This is a genomic window from Lactiplantibacillus sp. 3062 (assembly GCF_055413545.1).
On the sequence record NZ_JBVAYE010000005.1, the window covers coordinates 60,980 to 74,221 of the forward strand.

General features: G+C 43.9%; 11 protein-coding genes. 4 read left to right on the top strand and 7 right to left on the bottom strand.

Annotated elements, in window-relative coordinates; genetic code table 11:
• Positions 1 to 385: 385 nt before the first annotated feature.
• From ACWQAU_RS08880 to ACWQAU_RS08890, 3 genes are all read right to left on the bottom strand, one after another.
• Complete coding sequence (locus tag ACWQAU_RS08880; protein WP_003642327.1) at positions 386 to 1,210, bottom strand: Ig-like domain-containing protein; 825 nt, start codon at positions 1,208 to 1,210, stop codon at positions 386 to 388.
• 135 nt (positions 1,211 to 1,345) lie between these two features.
• Positions 1,346 to 1,999 carry an HAD family hydrolase gene (locus tag ACWQAU_RS08885; RefSeq protein WP_003643386.1) on the bottom strand — a complete coding sequence of 218 codons (654 nt, stop codon included), beginning with the start codon at positions 1,997 to 1,999 and terminating at the stop codon, positions 1,346 to 1,348.
• Between the two features lie 365 nt (positions 2,000 to 2,364).
• Entirely contained in the window at positions 2,365 to 2,742 is a 378-nt protein-coding gene (locus ACWQAU_RS08890; RefSeq protein WP_003642329.1) for a winged helix-turn-helix transcriptional regulator, read from the bottom strand.
• A gap of 111 nt (positions 2,743 to 2,853) precedes the next feature.
• Here ACWQAU_RS08890 and ACWQAU_RS08895 point away from each other — a divergent pair, with 111 nt between their 5' ends.
• Together ACWQAU_RS08895 and ACWQAU_RS08900 are read left to right on the top strand one after the other, a co-directional pair.
• On the top strand, positions 2,854 to 4,059 hold the full coding sequence (locus ACWQAU_RS08895) for an MFS transporter (protein ID WP_003642330.1): 1,206 nt from the start codon (positions 2,854 to 2,856) through the stop codon (positions 4,057 to 4,059).
• A 530-nt stretch (positions 4,060 to 4,589) separates the two neighbouring features.
• Positions 4,590 to 5,219 (top strand): L,D-transpeptidase, encoded by a 630-nt coding sequence (locus ACWQAU_RS08900; protein WP_003642331.1) that lies wholly within the window; start codon positions 4,590 to 4,592, stop codon positions 5,217 to 5,219.
• Between the two features lie 131 nt (positions 5,220 to 5,350).
• Here the strand turns inward: ACWQAU_RS08900 and asnB are convergent, their stop codons facing one another.
• From asnB to ACWQAU_RS08920, 4 genes are all read right to left on the bottom strand, one after another.
• Entirely contained in the window at positions 5,351 to 7,252 is a 1,902-nt protein-coding gene (gene asnB, locus ACWQAU_RS08905) for an asparagine synthase (glutamine-hydrolyzing) (protein ID WP_027821740.1), read from the bottom strand.
• 494 nt (positions 7,253 to 7,746) lie between these two features.
• The gene (locus ACWQAU_RS08910; RefSeq protein WP_027821739.1) at positions 7,747 to 8,493 is read right to left on the bottom strand and encodes a LytR/AlgR family response regulator transcription factor; all 747 of its coding nucleotides are present in this window, start codon (positions 8,491 to 8,493) and stop codon (positions 7,747 to 7,749) included.
• 4 nt (positions 8,494 to 8,497) lie between these two features.
• Positions 8,498 to 9,748 carry a GHKL domain-containing protein gene (locus ACWQAU_RS08915; protein ID WP_003642334.1) on the bottom strand — a complete coding sequence of 417 codons (1,251 nt, stop codon included), beginning with the start codon at positions 9,746 to 9,748 and terminating at the stop codon, positions 8,498 to 8,500.
• A 355-nt stretch (positions 9,749 to 10,103) separates the two neighbouring features.
• The gene (locus ACWQAU_RS08920) at positions 10,104 to 10,685 is read right to left on the bottom strand and encodes a TetR/AcrR family transcriptional regulator (protein WP_079111846.1); all 582 of its coding nucleotides are present in this window, start codon (positions 10,683 to 10,685) and stop codon (positions 10,104 to 10,106) included.
• 134 nt (positions 10,686 to 10,819) lie between these two features.
• Between ACWQAU_RS08920 and ACWQAU_RS08925 the strand changes: the two genes are divergently transcribed.
• Both ACWQAU_RS08925 and ACWQAU_RS08930 read left to right on the top strand, forming a co-directional pair.
• Positions 10,820 to 11,734, top strand: coding sequence for an NAD(P)H-binding protein (locus ACWQAU_RS08925; protein WP_027821738.1), 915 nt, complete (start codon positions 10,820 to 10,822; stop codon positions 11,732 to 11,734).
• Positions 11,735 to 11,773: 39 nt separating this feature from the next.
• Positions 11,774 to 13,186, top strand: a complete 1,413-nt coding sequence (locus ACWQAU_RS08930) for an NAD-dependent succinate-semialdehyde dehydrogenase (RefSeq protein ID WP_003642338.1) — start codon at positions 11,774 to 11,776, stop codon at positions 13,184 to 13,186.
• Positions 13,187 to 13,242 lie beyond the last annotated feature (56 nt).

Sequence of the window (13,242 nt, forward strand, 5' to 3'; positions counted from 1 at the left end):
TATTATTTGTGTTAATAACCGTAATTAAATGATAAGTATCAGCTAACGAACACCCATTTTCATTTACTTGTTTATTCAGTATTCTTCATGGATACAACTGCACGATGGTCATTTTTGAAGTGACTCACGACCAAGTCATTTTTCGAGCGAACTAGATGACTTACCAACGCTGTAGTGCCTTTTCCATCATGGTCACTATGAACAGCCCAAATTGGCCAATTTATATGCGCTCACCTAACCTGCTAATGACGATAAGCTATCTGCGTTTTTTCAATTATTTTAATATTCACTAGGCCACGTTCAATCTAATTGATCAGCAAGCAACAAAAAAACAATTCCCCAAAATACCGAGGAATTGTTCGCACTTAAGATATTTAACGACCCGTCACTTCTTGGTAAACGTCCAAACAGCTGCTGGGGCATTGCCAACCTTAACTTTAACGATCTGATTTTTAGCATTAACGACCGTAAACTTATTAGTTGCTGTATAGCGTAAATATAGGGTCTTAGTAGTCGAGCCTGACTTATAGCTGACTTTCCAGAACGTTGGCGTCTTGGCAGTCATGCTATAACTCGCATACGAGACCAGCTTTTTAACTTGTTTGCCATTCTTATAAAGCGTCTGATTAAATCCATTCTTAGCGCTAAACGTTAAGATTTGGGAGTACTTGTTAGTCGTATTCGACTTCCAAGTACCCGCTGGCGCGTTGACTTTAAACGATTTAGTCGTCTTCTTGGATGACGAAGTGGCCGCCGTCGATTTAGTTGCCACTTTCTTAGTCGTGGTTGTCTTGTTAGTCGTCTTCTTAGTTGAAGAGGCAGTAGTTTTGGCAGTCTGAACACGGATGACGCGGTAGAAATAAGCCTTAGTCGTTGGATTCGTGGCGTACACATAAACATTGCTTTGCGCCTTCAATGTCTTGGCTAATTTAACCGTGTACTTTCCCGTCGTTTTAGAGGCCGTTGCAGTTCCAAGATTTTTCTTGGCGTTGGCCGTACTTTTTACGGTGATCTTAGCGCCCTTGGTTGCCGTACCTGTAATTTGCGTCGTATTATTGTAAATTGCATTGACCTTCAAACTTGGTGCGACATTCTTCGTAGCCGTTGTCTTCTTAGTCGCCGCATTCGCTGTAATCCCTGTAACGGGTACCGCTGCTCCCAGCGTTGCCACCATGGCTAAACCAGTTACAGCAATCATCAATTTCTTCATTGATCAAGACTCCTTCGTTCCACTGGCTAACTTGTCAGCGATTTATTTACGCCTCGTAGTATAGCAGTTTTTCTATCGGACAACCGCTCCTTATTAATAATTTAATAATCTTTATGCTTTAATTACAACTGAATCTTATCGAACTGATTTTAAATGCGTTATCACATCCGTTAACGACGGTACAATCGCAGTCGCCTGATCAGCATAGGGCTGGTTAGGCCGTTTCATATCCGGCACACAAATTACCGGAATCTTCGCGGACGTCGCCGCTTGAATGCCAGCTTCACTGTCTTCCAGAACCAAACAATCTGCAGGTTGTTGTTGGAGTTTGGCGCATGCCATCAAAAATATATCTGGATATGGCTTACCACGATCGACATCCGGTCCGAAGGTAAACTGGTCGAAATATTGCGCCACATCATGGGACGTCAAAATGTCTAATGCCCGCGACTTGATACTAGATGAAGCTAAGGCCACTGAATAATGATTCCGGTGTAAAAACTGTAACAACACCCGTGCTCCCGGTTTGAGCTCAACGCCATCCTGCATAAACGTCTTTTCCAACGTTAACGCCCGCTTTAATCCAGTATCAACATTAAACGGCAAGTCAAAACGTTCAATCAAGTGTTGCATATTCGTCACCGCCGACTTACCACTGTATTCCTGTGCATAAGTCGCCATGGAAAGCGTCTGCCCATAATCCTGTACGATTCGTTGATACATCTTTAATGAAATAACCTCGCTATCAATCAATAATCCATCTAAATCAAAAATAACTGCCTTCGTCATACTCACCAACTCCAGTCTATTTATCGTCAATAATCTAAGCTTATCATAACCATTTAAAAATGTAAGCGGAGTCATTGCTACTAATATTAAGTTTCAAAATCTGGTTAGTACAGAATTTGTGCGAATTTCTATATATTTAGTAAGTATAGTAAAATACCCCCGCAGTTCTTTAGTAACAACCCAGTGAGTTTCGCAGATGAACTCCTAGCCAAATCACTGCACAATAGCTAGTAGCAATAAGTTAACTCCACTGATTTGTTGTTTATTTAGTCGTCAACCGACCCAACATTAACTCCCCCTAATCAAAAATGGTGCGCCAGAATATTTTCATTCTTGACGCACCATTTTTAATTTAAACTCATTGTCTATAAATCGTCTCGATGTAACAAGGCAATCTCTTCACCCGCAGCTCGGCGGCGATCAATATTATCCTCACCCCACACGCACAGCTCATGTAAGACAACGGACAAACTCCGGCCATAATCACTTAGTCCGTATTCCACGCGCGGTGGCACTTGTTGGTACACTTTGCGCGTCACAATATTAGCGGCTTCCAACTCTCTAAGTTGTTGTACTAACATTTTCTGCGAGATTTGTGGAATCGCGCGTTCCAATTCGCTCGTCCGCATCGTCTGAGTACGCAGATGGCACAGAATAATTGATTTCCACTTACCCCCAATAATTTCCATTGTGGCCTCGACCCCAATATGATACGTTTTGGTTTCCAATAATTGTCCCTCCATTCCATACTTACTTTTTAGTGGGTATCCCACTTTAAAGTCGGTACTTGTCTAAAAGTCACTTGCTAGTATAATCATTATTTATCAACTTAGCAATAGCAGGAGGCTTATCTTATGACAAAACAGTTTAATCCCAGTTGGACACTTTTTGCACTCGCAATCAGTGCCTTCGCCATTGGGTCAACGGAATTTATTAGTGTTGGTTTAATGCCACTACTCGTTAGCAACTTTCACATCAACTTGGCGCAAGCTGGGCTGACCGTCTCGATCTATGCCATTGGTATCATGATTGGCGCGCCCGTCATGACATTACTCACCGGTCGGCTTAACCGTCACCGCTTGATGATGTTAATTATGATTTTATTTATTATTGGTAACTTACTCGCAGCAAGTGCCCCAACCTTTGGTGTCTTACTTGCAGGCCGGGTCGTGGCCGCTTTGGCTCACGGTATTTTTATGACCGTCGCCTCAGTAATTGCCGCTGACGTGGTCGCACCTGCCAAACGGGCCTCGGCGATTGCCATCATGTTTACAGGACTGACTGTCGCAACGGTTACTGGTGTTCCGTTGGGAACGATGATTGGTCAATTAGGCGGTTGGCGCTGGTCCTTTATCTTTATTAGCATGATTGGTGTCATTGGTTTGTTAGCTGATTACTGGTTAATTCCACGTAATCTGCCGTTACCCAGTAAAGCCACGGTCCGGGGGATTATCCGCGTACTCACTAATCCACAACTACTGTTCGCCTTACTCGTCACGGCGCTGGGATACGGTGGTACCTTCGTAGTTTACACCTACCTATCACCACTACTAGAACAGCAGATGCATTGGTCAGCGAGCGCTGTCGTTTTGATTCTAGTCGTTTACGGCTTAATGGTCGCCCTTGGTAATACACTGGGTGGTCGTTGGGCCAATGCACGGCCCTTAATTGCACTATTCAAGATGTTCAGTGGGTTACTCATCACCTTACTCATTCTAAGCGTCACCGGGTACAGTCACTGGCTAGGGCTATTGACCGTCCTACTGATGGGAATCTTTGCCTTCATGAACGTCCCTGGGCTCCAACTCTATATTGTTCAGTTAGCTGAACAGAATACACCACACGATATTACGATGGCCTCAGCGTTAAATATTTCCGCTTTTAACGTCGGTATCGCACTCGGCTCCGGTATTGGTGGTCAAGTCACGACCAACCTTGGCTTAGGCTGGACACCGATCTTTGGTGCCATCATGGTTGCTGTTAGCTTAGTCCTATTGTTAGGTCTAATTTGGTTAGCGCGGCCCGCAAAAAGCACCGACCGGCATTGCGTTCAAAATTAATAACTAAATGACCCGTAGTCGTCTTAAACGGTCATCGAAAACACTAAGCTTAGCGGCTTAACAATGACCACCAATTCGGTTGTCCTATCGCTAGGCTGAGTGTTTTTCTTTATGTCACTATCTTTTAAATCCACTTAACCGTCACTAGTTCAGGAACCTCATTAATAGGCGACTCAGAGTGCTAGCAATGAATCGTCCCGATTTTCACCGGCGGCCTTCCTACTTTTAGTTGGAATTTATTGTTTATTTTCAGTGTTATTTGAAGACCAATTATTGTCATTTTAGGCTGTGTTAATTGACTTAAAGCCCGAATATGCCCGCTTTACACTATCGCGACCCCGATTTGTTCGTAAAACCGACTTACCCAGCATTCGACTGGGTTGCATTTTCACTTTCAGAAAGCTATAACGGTAATATACGATTGGTTTCCACTTTTACTGAGAAGGTCTTGATTGAATGGTCAGTATTGACTATTACCACTAACTATCAAGTCAGAGCCAGACAGAACCAACCAACTATGGGGGCGCAACATGCAACGCAAATCAACATTAATTTTATTAACTAGCATCACTTTAGTTATCGGCTTACTGGCGGTCGGCACTGTCAAAGTTGTTGGTGATGCCCACAGACCTAGCCAATCAACGGTAACCACAAAAAAAGTCGTGTCAAAGACGAAAGCCAAAACCACGGCTAAATCAACGGTCATGCGCACACCAATCAACTGGCGTCAATCATCCGAAACAGTCGCGTATCCCAATGTCAACCGCTATCCGGACTTATGGATTCACGTATCGTTGGCTAAACAACGGCTATACTTGATGAACCATCACCACGTTCTCTATACAATGTATGCATCCAGTGGCGTGCCAACTGCTGACCGCAAAACACCCCGTGGCACCTATCATGTGCAAGCCGAACGGGGAAAATATTTTTATAGCGCTAGTGTTGATGAAGGTGCCTATTACTGGGTCTCATGGCTCAACCATGGTGAATATTTGTTCCACTCCACACCCGTAGATGCCCAAGGTCACTTTATCAAATCAGACGCTGCTGATCTTGGCAAGCGACCGTCTTCACACGGTTGCATTCATCTGAGCGTTGCAGATTCCAAGTGGGTCTATAACAACATCAAGTATGGCACTAAAGTCGTCATCGACTAACGAAACAACTACAAAACCACCAAAATAAATCATCCAGCAACCTATTTGTATTAAGACAATCAGGTCGCTGGATGATTTTTATTCTCATTGGCACGTTGAACGAGTTCTTATTTAGCTTTAATATGAACAGCTTAACCGATTTCGACTTGCTCAGCAAGATGATTGGCCGTTACACTATCCATTAACATATCAGCTTCCACGTATAACTTATGCCACATCATGAAGGTCAGCACGGTCCACAATTGACGCGAATTATCACGAATACCCGCTCGATGGTCATCCAATAGTTTTAAGAAATATGTCTTGTCAAAATACTGATCGGTTTGCGACGTCACAATAATATTTTTAGCCCAATCGTACATCTCATCTTTGAGCCACAACCGAATCGGTACTGGGAAACCAAGCTTTTTGCGATATAACACGTGCGCGGGTACAATATCTTCAACCGCTTTTCGTAAAATGTACTTCGTCGTACCGTGGCTAATTCGCAAGTTGGCTGGAATTTCCGCTGCCAGATTGAACACCTCCCGATCAACAAAGGGTGTCCGCAATTCAAGGCTGTGGGCTAACGCTGTCCGGTCCGCATTATGCAACAAATCCCCATTTAACCACGTGTGCATATCGATAAATTGCATCTTAGAGATTAAATCATAATGCTTGGCTTCATCGTAAAATACCCGGGTTGTCTGTTGGAACGAATGGTCACGATTGTAGTGCTTCATGAACTGTTGCTTCTCAGTTTCATTGAAGATAAACGCATTGCCAACGTATCGCTTCTCTAACGGTGTCGTCCCCCGCATAAGCAACGAACGACCCCGCATTCCTGCTGGTATCATCGCGGCTATCCGTTGAAGGGCCCCGTTGATTGGCTTCGTATACCGAAAGGCTTTCAAGGATTCGGGTTCATGATAAATCGTATACCCGCCAAAAAGTTCATCAGCCCCTTCACCGGTGAGACAAACTTTAACGTGCTTGACGGCTTCCTTAGTCAAGAAATACTGCGGGACAGCGGCCGGATCAGCTAACGGATCATCCATGCTCCAGACAAAATGTGGAAAGGCTGCCATGAATGCTTCCGGCGTGATGGTCATTTGGACGTTATCGACATTCAACTTAGCAGCCGTTTCCTGTGCGACGTCTAATTCACTATAGCCAGGTCGTTCAAAGCCCACCGAGATCGTCTTGAGATTTGGATTGAACTGCTTGGCAATCGCCACCACAATTGACGAATCAATCCCGCCCGATAAGAACGCCCCAACTGGGACATCGGAACGCATATGGATCTTAACCGAATCAATCAACGTCTCCTTAAGCCGTGTCGCGTAGTCCTGTTCAGAACGGACGACTGGATGAAACTCCCGATGATAATAACGCTTGATTTGCGGCGCGTGTCCCAACTGTTTTGTTAATGAACAGCCCGGCGCCAGCATCTTGATTTCCTTTGTCAGGGTCTCAGTTTCCGGCACATATTGGAACGTCAAATAATCTTGTAACGCCTCTTGATCAAAATGCTTATCTTTTAAAATCTTATAAATCGCCTTACTCTCAGACGCATAGTAAAAATCATCCCCGGCAATCGCATAATAAAACGGTTTGATTCCAAATTGGTCACGCGCCGCGAATAACGTTTTTTCCTGCTTATCCCAGATCACAAAGGCAAACATTCCCCGCAGATAGGTCGTCAACTTGGCCTGGTATTTTGCGTACATCCCTAAGATCACTTCCGAATCGGAATCCGTCTTAAACGTGTAGCCTTCTTGAATTAACTGTTCACGTAGCTCAACATAGTTATAAATCTCACCGTTAAACGTTAGCCAATAACGTTCATTATCATATGACAGCGGTTGATGACCACCTGCCAAATCAATAATACTTAATCGGCGAAACCCCATCGTGATATTATCATCCGCAAAGTACCCCTCATCATCCGGACCCCGATGCACAATCATTTTAGTCATTTCCCGCACAACCTGATCATACGCGGCATTATCAACTTTTCGCCGATCCGTTAAGCACCCAACCAATCCACACATTCTATTCACTCCCACACTTAAGTTATTACGACTAATCACCAATATTATCGTTAGTGACCAATCACAAGTCACGCTCAAATCACAGACAACCCATGTCCAGTACGACGATTTGACCTGCGAAATAATGGCAAGCCAACCTTGATCATAATTAACAGCCGTACTTGTGGCGAACATAACCCACTTGATTCAAACTGGTTGCCTCTAATTATAATTTAGTGTAGCCCGTCGCAACGGCCGTTTTAAGACAGGCGGACTAACCATTACACTACATTAAGACCTTATTTGGCCCATTGAAGATAAGTTCAAAATAAACGCAAGCGAATTGATTGGAACGGCCCAGCTCAGGTTCATAATTCAATACACCTGAATAAAGCGTAAAAAAATAACCGTTTCAGGGAAATCAAATTGCTGAAAAGATTATTTTACTAGTTAGCAAACCGAATCTTGCCAATCTGAATTTTACTGCCGTCAATATAAATCGACTAAGATTTCAATCAGCGATTGTTTTTGCCAATCTGCCTTACTAAGTAGCGACTGGCCGCTGCGGAACACAGGACGGTTTCACCGTTAGCCATCGTTAGTCGCCGATACCGTTTATCCAATGACCGAATGCGGGTCAGATTAACAACATATGACTTATGACAACGATAAAAATCAGAATTCAAATCCGGCACATCCTTTAATAAACCGTAATATTCAAGTTCACCATCATCTAAATGAACGATAATCTTATGTGGGCTCATTGAACTTTCAAAAAATAACACGTGTTGCACGTCCAACGATCGAATCGTCTCGCCAATTTTGATCTGGATATAACTATTTTGATCATTGTCTTCAGCTTTGAAACGCTCCTGTGCCACGCGTAAGACGGTATTTAATCGCTCGTATAAGCGACCCGGAAAATCCTTCAAGATAAAATCCAGGGCTTCCACTTGATACTGAAACACCGTCAATGATAGCTCCGTATGCGTCGTCACAAAGATAATCTTACTTCGGATGCCTAAATCACGAATTTGACTGGCAAGCTGAATGCCATTAATATCCGAATTCAACGCAATATCTAAAAGAAAGACGGCTTGAGTTGGTTGCTGACTTTTGACATGCGCTAATATTTCATGCGGATCGGCACTCGTTAGGCCAAATCCCATATCCAATTGACGATCAATAATCACTTTACTGACCAGTTGCTGCAAGGTTTGTAACTGTTTAGTATCATCTTCACAAATATATACTTTGATCATTTTATCATTCCCGCTTTACCGTTAAACGCTGAACAAAGGCTGAGGCCAATAACCGCGTTTCCAATATCATATTTTCATTTCGATTAACAATGGCGCTGAGCTGACTCAAGCCTAAGCCCCGCTCTTGTCCCTTAGTCGAATACCCCGCTTCCTTTAGCTGCCATAAAGGTGGCAAGGAATCAAAAACGTTATTTTGAACTAAGAACACCGTACTGTGGGCCGTAACAAAAATGGCGCTCATCAGCTCACCATGATAGTGACCGGCCGTGGCTTCAATCGCGTTATCTAAAATAATACCTAGCGCAATTGCCAAGTCTAATTCATTCGTCGTTACCCCATTAAGCACTTGCTTCAAGTCAAATTGAACTTTAACTCCCTGTGATTGCGCATAGCTGAGTTTGCTAAATAGAATACTCTTGACCGATTTGACCTGAACACGACTTAAATCTTCGAGATTATACTGCTCATCCGAAACGCGCTTGGTCACTGGAGCAATATTTTGTTGGTAATATTGCTGTAAGCCTGCCAAATCATCCGTTTTCAAATACTCATTAATCGACAACATTATATTCTGATAATCATGACGAAACCGGCGCAATTCATTATAATGCGTTTCGATTTCATGCATGTACCGTGTATCATTTTTGATTTGCAGGCGTTGTTGTTGAACCTGGTACTTGGCCCGAATCGTAACCCGATACTCATCATAGATGGCAATCGCGAGCCCCATAACGACCAACAACACAACTAAGTTACTGACGACCATTCTCAATTCACTGTCGAGGCCCTCGCTGACAATAATGTATAAATAGATGGCGAGTAGCAGCAAGGCCGTAACCCGGTTCAGTCTGGGACGATTGAACGTCGTCTGGATATGCGTATTCATTAAAATCAGATTCAATGTGATTAAACCAACCAGCTGTAATCCCATAAAAATCAAAAGATACCCGTCATCTAATTTCAACATATACGTTAAAAGTGAACTGATATGATCGACGACAATTGACCAGATAATCACCTGTAGGCTAACAAATAATGACTCACTGAAGCTATGTGTATGCCACCAAGTAAACAGCACCACCAGTCCCAATAATGGCAATGCTGCATATTGCCCGATTACTGAAAAAATCCAGCCGCTCACTAGGCTACTGACCACCGCATAACTGATATCCCAAATACTAAGTACCCGCCAATCACGCAAAAGCACCTTAACAAACAAGAATAGGAACAGCGTTTGCACAAAAATAATCTTCATCAGCTACCCCACAACTCCAGCCTACTCATCATTAACACCACTATTTTGCCGGCACACCTATTTTGATTATGACTAATCAATACAACCGGTTCCTTCGTTTCACTGAATCGTTTTGCCCACTGTACCATCAAAGTCCCCCTTACATATTGGTTGCTCAAACTGGTACCTACAGTTTAAAACACTCACCGACACTTGAAAAGAATACACAATGAACCGAATTATTCAACCAGCCTTTAAGATACTAAACCGTCATTTCAAGACGACTAATCGCTACATGAACGCAAAAAAAAGACGCGACCTAATTGATATCCACTCGTGCCTATCAATTAAGTCGCGTCTTTTGTCATTAAACCTCCTAATCTTGTTTCATCGCGTCCCAAATCATTTGGAAAATATCACCAAATGTATATTGGTCCTGAGCATACCGTCCCTTACTGATATTCGTCGTATGCGTATGAATAGTTGAAAACACGACCCCCATATGCAAACTAACCGGTAACTGCTTAATCACCTTAGCATCGATACCCGCCGTTAATAAGTTAGCGACAATATTATTCGGATCGGCATCCGCCGCCGAAATCGTCATCCCCTGTCCATTCAATGCCTTGATCTGTTGAATGATCGTCAAGCTATCTGGATTGGCTAACGAATAGTCATACACCTGCTGTACATATAATCGAATCCGAGTCGTCACATCGATTGTTGAATCACTTAATCGGTCTAAGTCGGTAGTACTAAGAATTCGGTTCGTCTCACGCGCATAGACACTATCGATCAGAGCCTGTTTATTCTTAAAGTAGAGATAAACATTGGATTGTGCAATGCCGACGCGCTTAGCCACCTTAGTCGTTGAAACCCCGGCTGGACCCTCAGCGAGAATGATTGCCGCAACCGCATCTTGAATCTTAACTTGTTTGTTCATATCTTTTTTCTTCATGTCTTCAGTATAAAAGATAAAAATATCTTTTTCAAGCTTGACAAAGATAGAATTATCTTTTATGATGGCAAACGTTGAAAGATAGATTTATCTTTTAAAAAGCAAAAATCAAACTTTAAAGAGGTTATATAATTATGAAAATTGCAATGTTAGGTTCATTAGGAAACATTAATCGGATCGTTGTTCCTAAGCTCGTCCAAGCCGGTCATGACGTCACCATTATCTCAACTAGTCCTAAGCGCCAAGCTTCAATTGAAGCTGTCGGCGCCCATGCCGCCATTGGTACAATGACTGATGTTGATTTCTTATCCACCACTTTTACTGACAAAGATGTGGTTTATCTCATGCTTTCTGGTGGTATCGGTGATGATCCCTTCGAAGGGGCCGTGGCTCAGGCTAAAATTTGGAAACAGGCAATTGAAAATGCCGGCGTCACCAACGTCGTCAACCTCAGTAGCATCGGCGCAGATGCCGATGAAGTGGCTGGCTCGCTGCATGCTTACAACTTAATTGAACATGAATTACGACAACTTGACGGGGTTAACCTGGCTTTTGTCCGTCCAACCGGATTTTATGCTAACTTGTTCGGTAACTTAGCAACAATCAAGGCTGAACATAAAATTTATTCCAGCACGCCTGCTGCTTCAGCACAAAAATACGTTGCGCCCGAGGACATTGCCAGTGTCGTTTATCCCCTAATTGATCACACGCCAGCCGGTATCACCGTCAAGTATGCCTTCAGTGATACGTTCACCGGTGACCAATTCGTTGCTGATCTGCGCGACGTCTTAAACATGCCCGATCTACAATGGGTACAAATCTCAGATGAACAATATCAAGCTAACTTGACGAACCACGGTGTTCCCGTTAAAATTGCCGCTTCATTAGTCCAAACTAGTCGCTATCAGCGCGAACCTGAAGGACTTTATGGAGATCTAAATGCTTCTGACACTAGCGCTGGTCAAGTCAAATTAGCTGACTTTGTCCGTACTTTTGTGGTAGCGTACAATAGTGAAGGCGGTTACCAGTCCCATACAATCGCAGATTAACCGTTTACAATACCTGAACATTTATAGGAGGAGTTTACTATGGCTTATCAAACAATTAATCCATATACCAATGAAGTTGTTAAAACTTACGACAACGCAACCACTGACCAAATCGAACAGGCCTTAACTACCGGCGACGCCCTTTATCACCAATGGCGTCATGAACCCGTTAGTTCCCGTGCAGCCAGCCTCCATAAGATTGCCGCACTGTTACGTGAACATAAAGATGAATTAGCTAAAATTGCAACAATCGACATGGGTAAATTACTGAGTGAATCTCAAGGTGAAGTCGAACTATGCGCCATGATTGCTGATTACTATGCTGATCACGGTGCTGAATTATTGGCACCGACCCCAATCAGCACTCAAGCAACGGGCGATGCCGAAATTGAAAAACAAGCAACCGGTGTCCTGATGTTGGTCGAACCTTGGAACTTCCCATACTACCAAATCATGCGGGTCTTCGCACCGAACTACATGGTCGGCAATCCAATGATTTTAAAGCACGCCTCTAATACACCGGGATCGGCTGCGGCCTTCGCCAAGATTGTCGAAGAAGCTGGTGCTCCCGCTGGTAGTCTAACGAACCTCTTCTTAAACTATGATCAAGTTAGCGATATTATTGCCGACCCCCGCATCCAAGGCGTCGCACTGACTGGTTCTAAGCGTGGTGGACAAGCGGTTGCCAAAGCGGCCGGTGCAAACTTGAAGAAGAGTTCTATGGAATTAGGTGGTTCGGACGCTTTCGTCGTCTTAGCGGATGCTGATATTGACGAAGCAGTCAACTTAGCATGGCGGGTCCGGTTATACAACGCTGGGCAAGTCTGCACCTCATCAAAACGCTTTATTGTCGCTGCGGATGTGTACGATGATTTCTTAGCAAAGTTGAAGGAACGTTTTGCCAAATTAGTCCCTGGCGATCCTATGGACCCACAAACTACCCTGGCACCGATGAATTCCAAACGCGCTAAGGAAAAGCTACAAGACCAAGTTGACCGGGCCATTGCCGGTGGTGCAACCGTTGCTTATGGCAACGAACCAATCGACTTACCTGGCCAATTCTTCCAACCAACCATCTTAACGGACATTGATCAAGACAACCCCCTCTTTTACGAAGAAATGTTCGGTCCAGTTGCCCAAGTCTTCAAAGTTGATTCTGAACAAGCAGCTATCGATTTAGCCAACAACTCTGAACTGGGCTTAGGTGGCATCGTCTTCGCCGGAACTGCGGCGCATGGCAAAGCGGTTGCCCAACAAATTGAAACTGGGATGGTCTTCGTTAACACCTTCCTCAGCTCCTTACCAGAACTACCATTTGGTGGCGTCAAGGGCTCCGGCTATGGTCGCGAGTTAAGCAGCCTGGGCTTAATGGCCTTTGTTAACGAAAAACTGGTTGTCACTGCTCAGAAACCTGACTACGACAACGGTGCTGGTGGCTTAGTTGTTTTATAAACATTATCCCCTCACTACAGCACCGATTACACGTGCTTGAATACGAAGCATGCTTC

What these genes read in the sequence shown, in the direction of transcription:
- ACWQAU_RS08880 (WP_003642327.1), bottom strand. Translation starts at nt 1,210, where the DNA reads ATGAAGAAATTGATGATTGCTGTAACTGGTTTAGCCATGGTGGCAACG.
- ACWQAU_RS08885 (WP_003643386.1), bottom strand. Translation starts at nt 1,999, where the DNA reads ATGACGAAGGCAGTTATTTTTGATTTAGATGGATTATTGATTGATAGC.
- ACWQAU_RS08890 (WP_003642329.1), bottom strand. Translation starts at nt 2,742, where the DNA reads ATGGAGGGACAATTATTGGAAACCAAAACGTATCATATTGGGGTCGAG.
- ACWQAU_RS08895 (WP_003642330.1), top strand. Translation starts at nt 2,854, where the DNA reads ATGACAAAACAGTTTAATCCCAGTTGGACACTTTTTGCACTCGCAATC.
- ACWQAU_RS08900 (WP_003642331.1), top strand. Translation starts at nt 4,590, where the DNA reads ATGCAACGCAAATCAACATTAATTTTATTAACTAGCATCACTTTAGTT.
- asnB (WP_027821740.1), bottom strand. Translation starts at nt 7,252, where the DNA reads ATGTGTGGATTGGTTGGGTGCTTAACGGATCGGCGAAAAGTTGATAAT.
- ACWQAU_RS08910 (WP_027821739.1), bottom strand. Translation starts at nt 8,493, where the DNA reads ATGATCAAAGTATATATTTGTGAAGATGATACTAAACAGTTACAAACC.
- ACWQAU_RS08915 (WP_003642334.1), bottom strand. Translation starts at nt 9,748, where the DNA reads ATGAAGATTATTTTTGTGCAAACGCTGTTCCTATTCTTGTTTGTTAAG.
- ACWQAU_RS08920 (WP_079111846.1), bottom strand. Translation starts at nt 10,685, where the DNA reads ATGAAGAAAAAAGATATGAACAAACAAGTTAAGATTCAAGATGCGGTT.
- ACWQAU_RS08925 (WP_027821738.1), top strand. Translation starts at nt 10,820, where the DNA reads ATGAAAATTGCAATGTTAGGTTCATTAGGAAACATTAATCGGATCGTT.
- ACWQAU_RS08930 (WP_003642338.1), top strand. Translation starts at nt 11,774, where the DNA reads ATGGCTTATCAAACAATTAATCCATATACCAATGAAGTTGTTAAAACT.